This window comes from Sinorhizobium sp. NG07B, assembly GCF_002532005.1.
Taxonomy (GTDB): Bacteria; Pseudomonadota; Alphaproteobacteria; order Rhizobiales; family Rhizobiaceae; genus Sinorhizobium; species Sinorhizobium fredii_C.
This window is the reverse complement of record NZ_NWTD01000001.1, coordinates 1,461,120-1,478,517: the sequence shown is the minus strand read 5'-3', so window position 1 is coordinate 1,478,517 and position 17,398 is coordinate 1,461,120. Positions and strand designations below refer to the sequence as shown.

Genomic DNA, 17,398 nt, shown 5'->3' with positions numbered 1-17,398 from the left:
CACTCAGCCGTTGACCACCATCTTCTTTTCGTCACGGCCGCCCTTCATGCGTTCGGCAAGAAGGAAGGCAAGCTCCAGCGCCTGATCGGCGTTGAGACGCGGATCGCAATGGGTATGGTAGCGGTCCGCGAGATCGTCACCGGAAAGGGCGCGTGCGCCGCCGGTGCATTCGGTCACGTCGTTCCCGGTCATCTCGATGTGGATGCCGCCCGGATGGCTGCCCTCGGCGCGGTGGATCTGGAAGAAGCTCTCGACTTCCGAGAGGATCCGCTCGAAGGGCCGGGTCTTGTAATTGTTGAGCGTGATCGTGTTCCCATGCATCGGATCGCAGGACCAGACGACCTTCTTGCCTTCACGCTCGACGGCGCGGATCAGACGCGGCAGGTGCTCGGCGACCTTGTCATGGCCGAAGCGGCAGATCAGCGTCAGGCGGCCGGCCTCGTTGGCCGGGTTCAACAGGTCGATCAGCTCCAGGAGACCATCCGCGGTCAGCGACGGACCGCATTTGAGGCCGAGCGGGTTCTTGATGCCGCGGCAATATTCGACATGCGCATGGTCCGGCTGGCGGGTGCGGTCGCCGATCCAGATCATGTGGCCGGAGGTGGCGTACCAGTCGCCGGAGGTCGAATCGACGCGCGTCAGCGCCTGCTCGTAGCCGAGCAGCAGCGCCTCGTGGCTAGTGAAGAAGTCGGTCTCGCGCAGGCTCGGATGGTTTTCCGAGGTGATGCCAATCGCCTTCATGAAATCCATGGTCTCGGAAATCCGGTCGGCGAGCTTGCGGTAGCGCTCGGCCTGCGGGCTGTCCTTGACGAAGCCGAGCATCCACTGATGCACGTTCTCGAGATTGGCGTAGCCGCCCATGGCGAAGGCGCGCAACAGGTTGAGCGTTGCGGCCGACTGGCGATAGGCCATGATCTGCCGCTCCGGATTGGGGATGCGCGCCTGGTCCGTGAATTCGATGCCGTTGATGATATCGCCGCGGTAGCTCGGCAGCGTGACATCACCCTGCTTTTCGACGCCCGAGGAGCGCGGCTTGGCGAACTGACCGGCGATGCGGCCGACCTTGACGACCGGCTGCTGGGCGCCGAAGGTCAGCACAACCGCCATCTGCAGGAAAGCGCGGAAGAAGTCGCGGATCGTGTCGGCGCCATGCTCGGCAAAGCTCTCGGCGCAGTCGCCGCCCTGCAGCAGGAAGCCGCGGCCCTCGGCCACGTTTGCGAGTGCACTCTTCAGACGCCGAGCCTCGCCGGCAAAGACGAGTGGCGGAAACTTCGCGAGACGCCCTTCGACCGCGTCAAGCGCTGCAAGGTCCGGATAATCCGGCACCTGCTGAATGGGTTTCTGCCGCCAGCTGTTCGGAGTCCAAGTCTGTGCCATTTCCATCACCTGTTGTCTGACGCGGCCGGACCGCGTCGCGCCCCCTGCGGCCACCAGGCCGCCCGGCATTCGGAGAGTTCGTTCGAACCGGCAAGCTGGCCGGCCCGAGCCGCCACATCCGCACGGGCCGGTCACGCCGCGGATGCGGGCTTATAAACGTTAACAGGAGGCTTGGAAAGCCACTCTACCAGAAAACATCGGCTACCGCGCTTGGCTTTCGCGCCCGGCGGAACCGCGGCTCAAGCGACCCTTTCGCCTTCCCACACCCGATAGCTTGGCGAATACATCGTCACCAGTTCCTCGGCCGCCGTCGGGTGCACCGCCATGGTACGGTCGAAATCGTCCTTGGTGCATCCAGCCTTCAGCGAAATACCGAGTAGTTGCGCCATTTCACCGGCGTCGTGCCCGAGGATATGGGCGCCCAGGACCCTGCGATCCGCGGCATTGACGATGAGCTTCATGATCATCTTGTCCTTGCGTCCCGACAGCGTCGCCTTCATCGGCCGGAATTCCGCACGGTAGATTTCGAGCTCGTCATATTTCCGCGCCGCCTCCTCCTCGCTCAAGCCTACCGTGCCGATTTCCGGCTGCGAGAAGACGGCCGTCGCGATCAGGTCGTGATCCGGCGAGGTGGGATTGTTCTTGTACTCCGTCTCGATGAAGCACATCGCCTCGTGGATCGCCACCGGCGTCAGCTGCACGCGGTCCGTCACGTCGCCGAGGGCGTAGACCCCGGGCGCGCTCGTGCGCGAGAAGGCGTCGACAATGATGGCGCCGCGCTCATTGACCTTGACGCCGGCATTCTCGAGGCCGAGCCCCTTGGTGTTCGGCACGCGGCCGAGGGCGAGCATCACCTGATCGACGGCGATTTCGCCATGCTTCATGGTCTTGGCGACCCGCTGGCAATCGGCGCCGGCCGAGACCGACTGGATGATATCCTCGCAGAGGATACGAATGCCTTTTTCCTCCATCGCCGCATGCAGGCCGCGCCTCAGGTCCTGGTCGAAGCGCGAGAGAATCTCCTTGCCGCGATAGATCAGCGTCGTTTCGACGCCGAGGCCGTGGAAGATATTGGCGAACTCGACGGCGATATACCCGCCACCGGCGATCAGGATCGATTTCGGAAGCTCAGTAAGGTCGAAGGCCTCGTTTGACGTGATGCAGAGCTCATGTCCCGGCAGCGCGTCATGCGGGCTCGGATGGCCGCCGACCGCGATCAGGATGCGTTCCGCGGTCACCGTCTTGCCGCTCGCGAGCAGCCGCACCTCATTGGGTCCGGCAAGTTCGGCCCGCGTGTTCAAGATCTCCGCACCGGCATTTGCGAGCCCCTTTTGATAAAGCCCCTCGAGCCGGGTGATCTCCTGTTCCTTGGCCGCCACGAGCCTCTTCCAGTCGAAGCGGCTTTCGCCGACATTCCAGCCGAAGCCCGCTGCATCCTCGAAATGCTCCGAATATTGCGAGGCATAGACATAAAGCTTCTTCGGCACGCAGCCGCGGATCACGCAGGTGCCGCCGTAGCGAAACTCCTCGGCGATCGCCACCTTCTTGCCGAGCGCCGCCGCCAGCCTTCCGCTTCTCACGCCTCCCGAGCCGCCGCCGATCACGAAAAGGTCATAGTCGAAAGCGCTCATGGAGAACTCCTGAAAAGAAACATGATGGATTTGACGCGGTCGGTCGCAGCTTCAGCTCCGCGTTTAAACGACGGACCCTAATCGCTTGCGTCTGATATAGAGTTGCGACCCAAAAAAAGAAAAGCCCGGATCGCTCCGGGCTCCGCAGATGAGCCCAAAGGCTCCATAGGATTACTGCTGCGCCGGTGCCTGCGTGCCGGCATCCGCTGCCGGAGCGCTGCCGATCTTTTCATCGAGCGACTTGGTTGCGTCCTGGGCGAGGTCGCGCGAAACGCCGGCTGCCCAGATATCGGCCGCCTTCAAGAGTTCGCGGGAGGCGATCGGGCCGTCGTTCAGGAGCTTCTTGCCGGCCGCCGAGCTATAGAAGGCGGTGATCGCATTGAGTTCCTCGACCGAGAAGGTCTTGGCATAGATCGTCGCCGCCTCGCGTTCCAGGTCCGAGCGGCGCGCGGCGAGACCAAGCGCCTTCTCGTCGACGGTTGCCGAAATCAGTTCCTGATGGTTCGGCGACGCCTGGATCAGCGAGTTCTTCAGCCGTTCGGCAAGGTTCGGCAGAATGTTGTCGAAGCTGTTGGTGACGCCGAGCGCTGCGATGGTCGCGCGGGCCGCCTTGATCTGGTCCTCCGTCACTTCCTGCGCCTTGACGGCGGGAACCGACACCGAAAGGAGAACGGCCGCGGTTGCGAATGCCCGGGCGAAACTCGTGATTTTGTTCATTTTTATCAATGCTCCTGTGTTGGCACATATCGCCCGGCCAATTGCCGCCGCCAGGCATTCATGTGCGGAATTCTGTTTGCGCCACGGCCGCGGCGCGAAATCGGACCCGGCTGGGCCCTCAGCCTGCCGTGAGCGTGCGCGCCCCCTCCGGACCGGCGATAATCGCCAGCGACGCCATCCCGATAAAGAGCCCGTGTTCGACGACTCCCGGAATCGCGTTCAATTCGGCCGCAAGCGCCTCTGCATCAGGAATACGGCCAAAAGATGCATCCAGTATGAGGTGGCCGCCATCGGTCATGAAGGGTCCGTCGCCGGAGGCCCGCCGGGCGATCTCGCCGGTCAAACCGAGCCGTGCGGCAACCTTGTCGATCGCCAGCCGGGTCGTCACCTGGCCGAACGGGTTCACTTCGATCGGCAGTTTGAAGGCACCGAGAACCTCGACGACTTTCGATTCGTCGGCAATGACGATCATCCGTTCCGAGGCGCTCGCAACGATCTTTTCACGCAGCAGCGCTCCGCCTCCACCTTTGATCAGCCGAAGGTTCCCGTCGACCTCGTCGGCACCGTCGATGGTCAGGTCAAGCTCAGGCAACTCATCGAGCGACTTCAGCGGAACGCCGAGTTCGAGGCAAAGCCGCGCCGTCCGCTCGGAGGTCGGCACCCCTAGGATTTGAAAGCCGGACGCCACCTTCTCGGCCAGCAGCCGGACGAATTCCTCGGCCGTCGACCCGGTGCCGATGCCAAGCCGCATTCCACTTTCGACATAGTCAAGCGCCGCCTGGGCGGCCTTGATCTTCATCTGGCGGGCGTCCATGCGCCACTCGCTCCCTTGTCACTATCCGGCCGGCGAGCGGCCAATCACCGGCTCCCGCCCAATTTCCGCTGAGACACTTACACGGCGATCGCAGCAAACAAAAGCCAAAATGCGAGCGACGCGGCGGATTCCGGCAACGCCCACGGCCCCGGCTGCCGTTGCATTCTGCGCGCACTTCGCCTAGGCGAACAGGACGTTTTCCTTGCGAGGTTCCCCTTGTCTCAGCCCCTTGTTGTCTTCGATCTCGACGGTACTCTCGTCGACACCGCCCCCGACCTCGTCGCCAGCCTCAACCACGCGGTGACCAAAGCAGGTATCGAACCGGTTACTTACGCAGATCTAACGCATCTTGTCGGCCACGGCGCCCGTGCGATGATCGAGCGGACCTTCGCGCTGCGTGGCAAAGCGCTGAGCGAGGAGGAACTGACCTGGCAGATGAAGGAGTTCGTGGACTTCTATCATGGCTCGATGCCGGGCGGATCGCTGCCCTATCCCGGGCTGGTCTCGGCGCTCGATCGCCTGCAGGACGCCGGCCTGCGACTGGCCGTCTGCACCAACAAGCCGGAAATGCTGGCGAGGCGCCTGCTCGAAGGTCTCGGCCTCCTTGACCGCTTTGCCGCCATTTCCGGCGGCGACACGTTCTCCGTCCGCAAGCCGCATGCCGAGCACCTCCTCTCGACGGTCGCCCATGCCGGCTCTGCCGCGGAACACACGGTCATGGTCGGCGACAGCCTCAACGACATTCTCGTCGCCCGCAATGCCTCCGTTCCATCGATCGCCGTACCGTTTGGTTACTCCGATGTGCCGATCGCGAGCCTCGCGCCCGACCGAATCATCGAGCATTTCGACGAACTGACGCCGGAGCTCGTCAGGACGGTTCTCAGGCGGGAAAAGAAGAAGTAAAGCACCACCTCTGCGCTCGAGGTGCCGACCGGCTTTGAGGCGGACGGCGTCATAGTGGCTGGCTCTCCGGGGAGGTTCTCGGCCCGCCCGTGCTCTCCGTGCGGCGCAAAACGCAAAAGCCCCGCCAGTAGCGGGGCCTTCCATGTCAATAAGACTACCTCTCGACCGCTTAGTCAGCCCTCGCCTTGCTGCCGCGCCTTCCGGGTCGCGTCGAAGGCACGGTTCATGTACATGTCGCGCTCATAGACGTCGTTGAAATACTCCACCTTGCCGTCCCTGTTCGGCCAGGCAGTGAAGTAGGAAACATAGACCGGCACCTTCTGCGGCACCGGCAGCGCCCGGTTGTGCCCCGCGGCGATTTCCTTGCCGACGTCTTCCATGCTGATTCCGAGGACGGCCGCTGCCATGCGGCGCGGCTCGGCGAGGCGGACGCAACCGTGGCTCAACGCCCGCTGGTCGCGCTTGAAGAAGCTCTTCGACGGCGTGTCGTGCATGTAGATCGCATGGGAGTTCGGGAAGAGGATCTTCAATTCGCCAAGCGCGTTGTCGCTGCTCGGCGGTTGGCGCACGGCAATCGAGTTCGTCGATCCGTACCAGTCGACCGCATAGGACGGAACGACCCGGCCGCCGACCTCGACCTGATAGCCCATGCGGTCGAGATAGCTCGGATCGCTGCGCAGCTTCGGCAGCATCTCGTTGACGATGATCGACTGGGGCACGCCCCAATAGGGATTGACCTCGACGGTCTGGATCTCGTCATGGAAGAAATAGGTCTGGTTCGCCTTCGAGCCGACCACGACGCGCATCGAAAATTGTTCCGCGCGGTGGTCGGTATAGTAAGCCATGAAAGCCGGCTGGTTGATGAAGACGTAACGATTACCGAGATCGTTCGGCAGCCAGCGTGCCTGCTCCATCGCGATCTCGAGCTTGTTGATCTTGCTGGCGGTCGTGTCGCCACCAGTCAATACCCGGATCGAGGCCTGGCCGACAACGCCGTCCGCCTTCAGCCCCTGCTCCTTCTGAAAGGCTTGGACCAGCGAAACCAGTTCGGGGGTGTATTCGGGCGTACCCTGATAGCGGGCGAGCACGACGGCATGCTCGGCCTTCAGCCCCTCGGAAGCTTTCAGCTTGATCCCGGCGACGATATTGGCCAGCTCCGGATTGTTGTCGCCCGGCTTCAGCAGCGTCCCCGGCGCGATCTCGACGCGCGGAGCAGCATCCGTTTCGGCTCGCAACCTTTCGAGCTCCTGTTTCAACGCCAGGAACTGCGGGTTCTTCGGGTTGCGTTCTTCCATCAGGGCTGCAACGTCGGCGCTCGTGGCGGCCTTGTCGAGGAAGGCGACGAGATCGACGCTCTTGCGCTTGAAGTCGTGGTAGCCGGAAATCTTGTTCGGGTCGATGCGGCCCCGAACCGTATCCTGGACATAGGTGAGCACCGCCGCCGACATGGCAATCTCGAATTGCACCAGGTCCTTTTCCCGCACGACCATATCGGCGCGATCGAAGTCATCGGCCGGAACCGTGACGGCGTAGTCCTTGGGGTCGAGTCCAACCTTGGAGGCATCGCCAAGAACAGCGAGGGCAGCACGGGCCCGCCCGTTGATGCCGTCGCCTCCGATCCAGACGAAATCGGTACGGCCCGCATAAAAGGCTTCGACCGCCTTTGCCACCTCGGCCGGGGCGCGCACCTCGACCTGCGGCAGAAACTTGCGGGCATCGGCAAGCGGAATCCGCAGCATGGGCGGAAAGCCATAGCTCTGCACCGAACCGGTCACAACCGGATCGACCAGGCGATCAGTCGCAATCCTGCGCATCTGCTCAGGCTTGTAGGTGTAATAGCGCGGGCTGGAAACACGGGGCGGCTTTACCGCGGTTCTATCTTCAAGGCGCTGCGGCGCCATCATGTCGTACCCGGGCTGAACCGGGTAGGCCTGCTCCGGCGTGCGCTTCCTGCCGCCGCGGATAAAATCCATCAGCGTGAGAGCTGAGGCTGGCCGCACATCCATGGTTGCAATCGCACAGCCGCCCATAAGCGCCACAATCGCTACCGACTTGATCATTTTCATTGAATAAACGTCCCCGTATCGCGTTGCCGCCGAATTCGGCCGCTGCCAGATTCTCGCCACGCCCTCGTGCCTGAAGACTTATAGAAAAGGATGGTGAATGAAAAGGAAACGACCGCCTTCGATTTCGATCAGCTGCCCTGAACTGTTGGCCCCGTCTCGCGCGCGAAGGCCGGCAAGCCTCTGATTTGCATCTATTTTGCACCAAGCGATTGCGCTTGGGTGTTCCCGGCGGCACCGGCAGCGTCGAAAATGAAGACGCCCCTCTGTGACGGAAAGGCCACAAGGAATGCAGGCGACGCGCACGTATTGTGCAACGCCTCCCACGCGCCTGAGAAACCGACCGCATTGCAACAATTTTCAACCGATTGTAGCTCGCCGCCGGTCCCTGCGGCCCTTTACAAGCCGGCATCGCCGGGGCAGAGAGATGCCCGGCTCCGGGGAGGATACCGGCCGACACCGGCATATTCGCCTCGGCTTGATGAAGCGCATCACGAAGGCAGGTATCACGATGACATCGACGCGCACGGAAACAGATACGTTCGGCCCCATCGAAGTGGCGAACGACCGCTACTGGGGTGCCCAGGCCCAACGCTCGCTCGGCAACTTCAAGATCGGCTGGGAAAAGCAGCCGCTGGCGATCGTCCGGGCGCTCGGCATCGTCAAGCAGGCAGCAGCACGCGCCAACATGGCGCTTGACCGCCTCGATCCGAATATCGGCGACGCCATCGTAAAGGCCGCCCAGGAGGTGATCGACGGCAAGCTCAACGATCATTTCCCGCTCGTCGTCTGGCAGACCGGCTCCGGCACGCAGTCGAACATGAATGCCAACGAGGTCATTTCCAACCGTGCGATCGAGCTGCTCGGCGGCATCATGGGATCGAAGAAGCCCGTGCACCCGAACGACCACGTCAATATGAGCCAGTCGTCGAACGACACCTACCCGACGGCGATGCACATCGCCTGCGCCGAGCGGGTGATCCATGATCTGCTGCCCGCGCTCAAGCACCTGCACAAGGCGCTAGAAGAAAAGGTCAAGGCTTTCGACCACATCATCAAGATCGGCCGCACCCATACGCAGGATGCGACGCCGCTGACCCTCGGCCAGGAATTCTCCGGCTATGCGGCACAGGTCGCCTCTTCGATCAGGCGCATCGAGATGACGCTCCCCGGACTCTGCGAGCTCGCCCAGGGCGGCACCGCCGTCGGCACCGGCCTCAACGCCCCGATCGGCTTCGCCGAGAAGGTGGCGGAGGAAATCGCCGCAATCACCGGCGTCGCCTTCACCTCGGCGCCGAACAAGTTCGAGGCGCTCGCCGCGCATGATTCGATGGTGTTCAGCCACGGCGCGATCAACGCGACGGCCGCCGCCCTCTTCAAGATCGCCAACGACATCCGTTTCCTCGGCTCGGGCCCCCGTTCCGGCCTCGGCGAACTGTCATTGCCGGAAAACGAACCGGGCTCCTCGATCATGCCCGGCAAGGTCAACCCGACCCAGTGCGAAGCGCTGACGCAGGTCTGCGCCCAGGTGTTCGGCAACCACGCCTCCCTCACCTTCGCCGGCAGCCAGGGCCACTTCGAGCTCAACGTCTTCAACCCGCTGATGGCCTACAACTTCCTGCAGTCGGTCCAGCTTCTCGCCGACGCGGCGGTTTCCTTCACCGACAATTGCGTCGTCGGCATCGAGGCCCGCGAAGACAACATCAAGGCTGCGCTCGACCGGTCGCTGATGCTCGTCACGGCGCTGGCGCCGAAGATCGGCTACGACAATGCCGCCAAGATCGCCAAGACGGCCCACAAGAACGGCACGACCCTGCGCGAAGAGGCTGTCGGAGGCGGCTATGTGACGAACGAGGAATTCGACGCGATCGTTCGCCCCGAGACGATGATCAGCCCCGCTTGACAGATCAAAGGCCGCGGTCGCCCGCCGGCGCCGCGGCCTCCTCATGCAAATCATTCGCACTGCATCGACGCACCCAAGCAAACATTAAGATTTCACAAAGCTTTTACTCCTAGAAAATAGCTGACTATTTCAATTTTATTTTAAAGGTTGGCAGATGCAGACGGCAACTTCGAACAGGACGCCGACGCCGGATATCGCTGCGCAAATTACCCACGCAATGCGCATGATGGGCGTTGCGCCGATTCCGCGCAATTATGAGCTCTACTACGAGGCCTATCTCGGCTCGAACCCGCAATTGTCGAAGGATCTTGCAGCGCTCGGCAGCCGCGCCACGCAGGAAGAGCTCGATGCGATCGGTGCGCGCTATTTCAGCAACATCCACCATTCGCGCGGGATCGAGCGCGCCCATAGCACGCTGGCGGCAAAGCTTGGCGAACTGGTCACGCTCCTGCGCGACGAACAATACGCGCTCGAGAGCTACAACAAGGTCCTCGACGAGGCCTATCTGAACATCACCAGCAAGAGTGCGGCGAGCGCCGACCTCCTCCGCCACGCGATCGACATTCTGAGCGAAGCGACCGCGGATACGATGAATCAGGGCAAGGAGCGCGTTCAGACCGTCGTTCAGAAATCCTTCGAGATGGAAGCGATCCGCCAGGAACTCGATGAGTACAAGCGCATCGCCAACACCGATTCGCTGACGCGGCTCGGCAACCGGCGTGCCTTCGACGAGACTCTCGCGGCGGTCTACAACAACGAGCAAATGCGCAACTATACGGGCTTGCTCGTCGTCGACATCGACCATTTCAAAAAGGTCAATGACAGTTTCGGCCACCCGGTCGGCGACAAGATCCTCTCCACCGTCGGCACCGTCATTCGCGCCAATCTCCGCCGGGACGCCTTCGTTGCCAGGACCGGGGGCGAGGAATTCGCCGTCATCCTGAACGACAGCACGCAGGAGGAATGCCTGCAGGCCGCCGACCGCATCCGCGCCATTCTGGCAAGCACGCCGTTCAAGAACTCCAAGACCGGCGTCAACTACGGCCCGATCACGCTCTCCGTCGGCGTGTGCATGGCAACGGCGGCGGACGATCCGCTCGAGCTCTACCACAAGGCCGATATCGCGCTCTACGCAGCCAAGAGTTCAGGGCGCAACAGGACGGTTCTCTTCGAGGAAGGCATGCGCAAGGATTCCGGTCGCAACTGGCTGATCTATCGTCGCTGACAGCCCGAAGCTTCGGGGCTAACCCGGGGCTACCACATCGTCATTGCGGCGCGGCCGGGCCATTCCCGGTCATAGCTATCCTTGTCGAAATCGGCTTTTGCCGCCTTCAACAAAGCGCCGGGCGTCGGCAGCGAGGCCGGATCGACGAAGCGTTCCGGGTTCCAGAGCTGCGAACGCAGCAATGCCCTCGCGCACTGGAAGTAAACTTCAGCGATCGTGATGACGACGACGGTGCGCGGATGTTTGCCGTTGACTTCGAAGGAACTGATCAAGGCCGGATCGATACTGACGACCGCCGTCCCGTTGATCCGCATAGTGGTGTTCGAGCCGGGAACGAGGAAGAGGAGCGCGACGCGCGGGTCGCGGACGATATTCACAAGCGAGTCGATGCGATTATTGCCCCGCCAATCCGGCATCAACAGGGTTTGGTCGTCGGCAATCCGGACGACCGACAGATCGTCGCCTCGGGGCGAGCAATCGAGACCCTCAGGTCCAACGGTCGCCATTGCCGCAAACGGCGAGACCTCGATCATCTGACGGTATTCTGCAGTGAGCGTCTGCGTAACCTTGACGATCGATGCCTCGCCCGCTTCGCCGTAAAGCGCCTTCAGTTCCTCAACCGTCCTGATGATCGTCATTCTTCGTCCTCCGATCCGGCGCTGCACTCCTGCGCAGAAGCGCCGTCCCTTGCCGGAATAGCATGACGTCCCGATGACGGCATCATGCGATCTTCCTGAGATGCCCCGTTTGCTGACCTTCGCCAAGGAAAGCGATGATCTTCTCGATGACGGGCGATGCGGAAACTATGCGGCGGTGGCCAAGGCCGTTCGCCCAATGCAGTTCGACATGCGGGCCGCTCGCGCCGTATCGGCGGGCATGGTCGGCGGAGACCTCCTTGTCGTCTTCGGCGTGGACGACAAGAACCGGCTTGTTGAGCGCAGCCGTGACGCCTGCGGCGTCAAAATCCTCGACGCGGCGGCCGGACAGGCGCTCGACCATGCCTTCGAACGCCGCCTGCGCCGCCGGTACAAGCGCCATCATCTTGCCGAAGCCCTGGAAGAGCCAAGCCATCTCGCTGGGCGCGCCGATGAGCACCAGCTTCCCCGGCACACGCGCAGGAAGATCGCAAACCACGCCCCCCGCCGCACAGGCCAGGCTGGCGCCGCCGAAGGAATGGCCGATGCAGACATCGAAACCCTCGAAGTGCCGCCATGCGGCATCGATCGCCCGCACCGCCTGCGGCATTGTCAGGGAGCGGCCCGGCGAACCGCCGTGCCCCGGCCAGTCGAGCGCGACAACTTCGGCGCCCGCCGCCAGCAGGCCATCGATCAGCGCGGCCAGGTAGTCGCTGCGCGATCCCCAGCCATGTGTGAGCAGCACGCGTGGTCCCCTGCCGCTTCCGTGGCGCGGGAAGTGTCGGACGAACACCCAGCCGCCGGCAAAAGACAGCGTGATTTTTCGCGATTGCTCCATCAACGGCGCCGCAGCGCTCAGCAACGCCCGTTCCTTGCCATTCTTCGGCTTGCGGTTTGGGGTAAGGCAGAATATCCGAAATGCCATTTCGCCGGCGGCCGCGGGAGAGACCGCCGACACGGCCTTGAGCGAGAGGCGGATGACCTTGGTCGCAAAGGATGCCATAGTGAATCGAGCCCTTAATGTTCAATCATGAACATATTTGTCCAAGGATGAACAAAAATCAAGTGACGACCGAAGATCACCATTTTCCCTGGGAGCATCCCCGCTTTCGCAGCTGGATCGCAGTCGGACGTGCCTGCCAGCTGATGCAGCAGACATTGACCCGCCGACTGGTCCATCTGGAAATCAAGCCGCCGCATCTCGACATCCTGATCAATCTTTACCGCTTCGATGGCATTTCGCAGCAGGAACTCGCGCGCAAGCTGCTCGTCGGCCGTTCCAACATGAGCATGCTGCTGCCGCAGCTCGAGAGGCGCGGCCTGATCGAGCGCCGTGGCGATGCCAAGGACAAACGGGTGCTGCGGCTGTCACTGACCGCAGCTGGCCAGGCACTCACCGAAGAGGCGATGGAAATCCAGACGGCGCTGATCGAAAGCTCTCACGCCGGCTCTCCGATCGAGGATTGCATGAAGGTCGCGGAATCAATGGAGCGGATCATCTCGACCCTGCTCAAGGAAGATAGCGAACTTCCAGATCGCGAAAGCTAAAGCGCCATGCGTTCAAACGTATTCACGCGGCGCGCTTTAAGCTTTTGATTTGTGCATGTCGTCATCCCAAAACCGCTGCACACTTTTGAGCGACATGCACAAGGCTGATCAGCGCGGCTTCTCGGATTTGTCGCGCGACATGCCTTTGTCGGCAAGCTCCTGCTCATAGGCCCTGAAGAGCTCCTCGCCCGTCTCGCCGAGTTCGCGCAGATAGGTCCAGGTGTAGATACCCGTGTCGTGGAAATCGTCGAAACCGATCCTTACCGCATAGTTGCCGGTCGGCTGGACCGAGATGATCTGGACGTTGCGCTTGCCCGGAACTGTCACGCGCTGGCCCGGTCCGTGGCCCTGCACTTCCGCCGATGGGGAAAGCACGCGCAACAGTTCCGCCGAAAGATCGAAGGTGGCGCCGTCGTCGAAGCTCACCGTCAGCCGGTGGCGATCCTTCGATACACGCAGTTCGGTCGGCCAGAATTCACTCATCGTCATGCTCCGTTTCTCGGCCCTCGTTGAGTAAAGCAGAATTGAACCGGCGAAAATCTCCCGAAGGCGACTTTCCCGATATTTGAAAAACACTTTGCGACGTTATGCGCCTTGACGCGACCTCTTTCGGTCACGACATTGGGGGCGCAGGGAGAACAGACTTGAACACGGCCGCCATAGACCAGACCAACGCACGACCGCTCGACAGAATGACCGCGCCGATGATCGACCCCTTCGGCCGCATGGTCACCTATTTGCGCGTCTCGGTCACCGACCGCTGCGATTTCCGCTGCACCTATTGCATGGCGGAGCACATGACCTTCCTGCCGAAGAAGGATCTTCTGACGCTGGAAGAGCTGCACCGGCTCTGTTCCGCCTTCATCGCCAAGGGCGTACGCAAGCTGAGGCTCACCGGCGGCGAGCCGCTGGTGCGCAAGAACATCATGTTCCTCGTGCGCGAACTCGGCAAGGAAATCGAAGCAGGTCGGCTCGACGAACTGACGGTGACCACCAATGGCTCACAGCTCTCGAAATTCGCCGCCGAACTGGCTGATTGCGGCGTGCGGCGGATCAACGTCTCGCTCGACACGCGCGATCCGGACAAGTTCCGCGAGATCACCCGCTGGGGCGAGCTTGCGAAGGTCCTCGAAGGCGTCGATGCAGCACAGGCGGCCGGGCTGAAGGTCAAGATCAACGCGGTGGCGCTCAAGGGCTTCAACGATGCCGAGATCCCCGAGCTGATCCGCTGGACGCATGGCCGCGGCATGGACCTGACGCTGATCGAGACCATGCCGATGGGCGAGATCGACGAGGACCGCACCGATCACTACCTGCCGCTCTCGGAGATGCGCGAGCGGCTCGAGAGGGAGTTCACGCTCAAGGACATCCCCTACCGTACCGGCGGCCCCGCCCGTTACGTGGAGGTGGCGGAAACCGGCGGCCGACTCGGCCTCATCACGCCGATGACCCATAATTTCTGCGAAAGCTGCAACCGCGTCCGTCTCACCTGTACCGGTACGCTCTATATGTGCCTCGGCCAGAACGACGCCGCAGATCTGCGCGCCGCCCTGCGCGCCACCGATGACGACGCCTATCTCTACCAGGTGATCGACGAAGCGATCGGCCGCAAGCCGAAGGGCCATGATTTCATCATCGACCGCGAGCACAACCGCCCGGCGGTCGCCCGCCACATGAGCGTAACCGGCGGCTGACATTAAAGCGACGTCGGCGCGAGAATATTGCCCCTCATCCGCCTGCCGGCACCTTCTCCCCGCGAGCGGGGCGAAGGGGTATGCCGCCGCCTTGTCCCCTCTCCCCGCCTGCGGGGAGAGGGCTAGGGTGAGGGGCAAATTCCCAACTACGCGGCGTAGTTCGACCGATATTGGCCCTGCACATCCTGGCCGCCCGTTCCGGTCTTGAACCGCTCGATCTTTTCGTTCAGCACCTCCACCTGCCTCCGCAGGCCGTGAATCTCCGCGGTGTTCTCCTCGACCATGGCGGCGTTCTGCTGGGTGATCAGTTCGACCTCGTGAACGGCCGCGTTGACCTCGTTGAGGCCGGTATACTGTTCGGCGGCGGCGGCTTCGATATTGGCGACCAGTTGGTGGATGGTTCCGATATGGTCGTTGATCACCGACAGGGCATCGCCAGTCTCCTGGACCAGTGCCACGCCGCTGCGCACCTGGGCGGAGCTTGCCGAGATCAGTCCCTTGATCTCCCGTGCTGCGCCGGCGCAGCGCTGGGCCAGTTCGCGGACTTCCTGCGCCACCACGGCAAAGCCGCGGCCCGCCTCGCCGGCGCGCGCAGCCTCGACGCCGGCATTGAGCGCCAGGAGGTTGGTCTGGAAGGCGATCTCGTCGATGACGCCGATGATCGTGCCGATCTTTTCCGACGAGCGGTTGATTTCCGCCATGGCGTCGATCGCCTTGGCGACGACCTGACCGGAATGCTGGGCGTAGGAGTTCGTCTCGTCGACCGAAACGGTGGTCTTGCGAGCGCTCTCGGCGGTAGTGCGGACGATTTCGGTGAGCTGCCGCAGGGCGCGTGAGCTTTCCTCGAGTGCTGCCGCCTGCTGCTCGGTGCGGCGCGCCAGATCGTCGGCCGAGGCCGAGAGATTGCCGGTGCCGCCGGTGATCTCCTCGGTGACGAGGCGGACATCGGTCAGCGTCGCGCGGAGCGCGTCGACGGCATTGTTGTAGGTCCGCGCCATCATCACGTAGTCGGCCGGCAGATCCTCCGCCATACCCTCTTCCAGGTTGCCGGCGGCGAGCTGCGCAAGGACGTCCGACAGCGCATTGAGCGCTTGCATCTGCTCGGCCTCGATGCGGGCGCGTTCGGCGGATCGCCGCGCCTCCTCCTCGGCCGACAGGGTACGGGCCGCCTGGGCTTCGCGCTCAAGCCGGATATTTTCCAAGGCATTGTCGCGGAAGACGGCGACGGAACGCACCATGTCGCCGATCTCGTCGCCGCGATTGCGGCCTTCGATCGCCACTTCAAGGTCGCCCTTGGCAAGCCGGGTCATGGTTTCGGTGACCCGTTTCAGCGGACCACGCAGCGTCTCGACGAGCATCAGCCCACCGATGATCGCAAGCAGCGTGCCGGCAACCATGGCGACGATCGAGACTGTCGCCGAACGCTGGCTATCCTGTTTGCCCACTTCCTGAGCGCTGCTGACGAAACTCTCGAGCGTGGCGCTCGCCTTCGCAACAAGGCTCGAAGCTTCCGCCTTGGCGGCCTGCCACCGGGCGCCCACATCGATCAAGGCGGCGCTGCCCTTGTCGATATCGTCCAGCGACGGCCCGAGCTTGGCCGGCAGGTCGCGCAATGCGGCGTTCTTGCCACCGAGGTCGGACAGCTTGCCGGCCGTCTCGCGAACGGCGTTGATGTCGGCGACGATCGGCGTGCGACTCGCCGCGTCGAGCTTGCGGTGCAGTTCGCTGATGTGCAGCCGGGTGCTGGCGAGGCCCTTGAACGTGTCGTCCATCAGCGCGATCAGCGTCTTCAACGTGGAAATTTCCCCGTCCATGCTGACGAAGCGCTTGGCGGCCGTATCGGAATTCTTCGCAGCCTCCTTGGCGAAGTCGGCTTCATATTTGGAGAACTTGCTGAGGATCGGCACGAAGGCGTTTTTCTTAGCTTCGTTATCCTGTACTCCGGCCAGAATCGCCTGGATCTTCTGCGCCTGCTCCTTGATCTCGGCGATCGGCTTCTTGACCTGGTCGGAGGCGATCCGCTCGGATTCGCCAATCTGCTTCATCAGGTGCGGCAGCAGCTTGGTGGCCTGTTCGATCTTCGCGTCGGGATTGACGGCCATCGTCACCGGCAGGCGGAACTTCTTGATTCGCTCAGCGAGCCCCTGATAGGCGGCCGCATCGAAGAGCAGCGCCTTGGCGAAGGCTTCCTTCTCGCCTGATTCCTCCTGAAGGATGTCGATCTGCTTATAGGCGCCGTTGCCGTTCTTGGTCATTTCGGCGAGCGCCGCTTCCAGCGATTTCGTCACCGTCTCGCGTTCGACCTGAACGGCCCAGAGCTTGTCGGTCTGGCTGCGCATCGCTTCGCCGAGAGCGACGACAGAGGCGATCTGCGCCCGGTCCTCTTCCCGTGTCAGCAAGGATTCGAGCGACCTGACCCCCTCCTCCTGCTCGTCGATCATCATCGCGAGCCGGCCGCGGCTTTCCTCGGCCGGATCGTCCAGGAAGTCCTGCAGCGCAGTGCGCAGGGCCTGGAAATCCGACAGATTGTTGATGGTTTCGCGGGTCACTGTCATGTGGCCGTTGAGCGTACGGGCCGTAAAGAAGCCGACAAGCCCGATACCGGCGATCAAGGCCACCAGCGGAACGACGAAAAGGAGGACTTTCGTGACGATGCGCAGGCGCTGCAGAAGACGATCGATGACAGACATTGCGAACCCCGATTTTGTTATGAGGAACATGTCCGCGCGGTTGGAGTGCTTGGCGGCCGCTGGCGGCAGCACAGGCATCGACGACTGCCGGCGGAAGCACCTCCCTGGCTTCGGCTGGCAGTCCTGGGATCGACGGCTGCTGCGTTTCCGGGCCGTCGCCACCGATCGCATCATGCGATTGGACTGCGGAATCATCGG

Annotated in this window: 14 protein-coding genes; 5 read left to right on the top strand and 9 right to left on the bottom strand. The window is 62.7% G+C overall.

The genetic code is table 11. From position 1 onward, the window contains the following. Positions 1–3: 3 nt before the first annotated feature. The 4 genes from CO664_RS07125 to rpiA form a co-directional block, all read right to left on the bottom strand. Positions 4–1,377, bottom strand: a complete 1,374-nt coding sequence (locus CO664_RS07125; protein ID WP_037424313.1) for a 3-deoxy-7-phosphoheptulonate synthase class II — start codon at positions 1,375–1,377, stop codon at positions 4–6. Between the two features lie 239 nt (positions 1,378–1,616). Further along, a complete protein-coding gene (gene gor / locus CO664_RS07120) occupies positions 1,617–3,008 on the bottom strand; it encodes a glutathione-disulfide reductase (RefSeq protein WP_037424276.1) in 1,392 nt (463 codons plus the stop codon). A gap of 171 nt (positions 3,009–3,179) precedes the next feature. After that, entirely contained in the window at positions 3,180–3,725 is a 546-nt protein-coding gene (locus tag CO664_RS07115) for a DUF2059 domain-containing protein (protein WP_037424273.1), read from the bottom strand. 118 nt (positions 3,726–3,843) lie between these two features. Continuing rightward, complete coding sequence (gene rpiA / locus CO664_RS07110; RefSeq protein WP_037424270.1) at positions 3,844–4,539, bottom strand: ribose-5-phosphate isomerase RpiA; 696 nt, start codon at positions 4,537–4,539, stop codon at positions 3,844–3,846. Positions 4,540–4,755: 216 nt separating this feature from the next. On the opposite strand from rpiA, the gene CO664_RS07105 reads away from it, so the two are divergent. After that, positions 4,756–5,442, top strand: coding sequence for an HAD family hydrolase (locus CO664_RS07105; RefSeq protein ID WP_037424267.1), 687 nt, complete (start codon positions 4,756–4,758; stop codon positions 5,440–5,442). 173 nt (positions 5,443–5,615) lie between these two features. Here CO664_RS07105 and CO664_RS07100 read toward each other — a convergent pair whose 3' ends face one another. After that, complete coding sequence (locus CO664_RS07100) at positions 5,616–7,508, bottom strand: murein L,D-transpeptidase (RefSeq protein ID WP_097538263.1); 1,893 nt, start codon at positions 7,506–7,508, stop codon at positions 5,616–5,618. A 508-nt stretch (positions 7,509–8,016) separates the two neighbouring features. Here CO664_RS07100 and fumC point away from each other — a divergent pair. Both fumC and CO664_RS07090 read left to right on the top strand, forming a co-directional pair. Further along, entirely contained in the window at positions 8,017–9,408 is a 1,392-nt protein-coding gene (gene fumC, locus CO664_RS07095) for a class II fumarate hydratase (RefSeq protein WP_234820114.1), read from the top strand. Between the two features lie 154 nt (positions 9,409–9,562). Continuing rightward, positions 9,563–10,633: a GGDEF domain-containing protein gene (locus tag CO664_RS07090; RefSeq protein WP_097538261.1), complete on the top strand. Its 1,071-nt coding sequence runs from the start codon at positions 9,563–9,565 to the stop codon at positions 10,631–10,633. A gap of 29 nt (positions 10,634–10,662) precedes the next feature. On the opposite strand, the gene CO664_RS07085 is transcribed toward CO664_RS07090, so the two are convergent. Further along, a complete protein-coding gene (locus tag CO664_RS07085) occupies positions 10,663–11,271 on the bottom strand; it encodes a pyridoxamine 5'-phosphate oxidase family protein (protein WP_097538260.1) in 609 nt (202 codons plus the stop codon). Positions 11,272–11,353: 82 nt separating this feature from the next. Beyond that, positions 11,354–12,271: an alpha/beta fold hydrolase gene (locus CO664_RS07080; protein WP_097524890.1), complete on the bottom strand. Its 918-nt coding sequence runs from the start codon at positions 12,269–12,271 to the stop codon at positions 11,354–11,356. Positions 12,272–12,318: 47 nt separating this feature from the next. Here CO664_RS07080 and CO664_RS07075 point away from each other — a divergent pair, with 47 nt between their 5' ends. Beyond that, positions 12,319–12,816 carry a MarR family winged helix-turn-helix transcriptional regulator gene (locus CO664_RS07075; RefSeq protein WP_176536508.1) on the top strand — a complete coding sequence of 166 codons (498 nt, stop codon included), beginning with the start codon at positions 12,319–12,321 and terminating at the stop codon, positions 12,814–12,816. Between the two features lie 108 nt (positions 12,817–12,924). On the opposite strand, the gene CO664_RS07070 is transcribed toward CO664_RS07075, so the two are convergent. Next, complete coding sequence (locus CO664_RS07070; RefSeq protein WP_097525058.1) at positions 12,925–13,299, bottom strand: DUF971 domain-containing protein; 375 nt, start codon at positions 13,297–13,299, stop codon at positions 12,925–12,927. 161 nt (positions 13,300–13,460) lie between these two features. Here CO664_RS07070 and moaA point away from each other — a divergent pair, with 161 nt between their 5' ends. Further along, the gene (gene moaA, locus CO664_RS07065) at positions 13,461–14,510 is read left to right on the top strand and encodes a GTP 3',8-cyclase MoaA (RefSeq protein WP_097538259.1); all 1,050 of its coding nucleotides are present in this window, start codon (positions 13,461–13,463) and stop codon (positions 14,508–14,510) included. Positions 14,511–14,656: 146 nt separating this feature from the next. Here the strand turns inward: moaA and CO664_RS07060 are convergent, their stop codons facing one another. Next, positions 14,657–17,200, bottom strand: a complete 2,544-nt coding sequence (locus tag CO664_RS07060; protein WP_097538258.1) for a HAMP domain-containing methyl-accepting chemotaxis protein — start codon at positions 17,198–17,200, stop codon at positions 14,657–14,659. Positions 17,201–17,398: the final 198 nt, after the last annotated feature.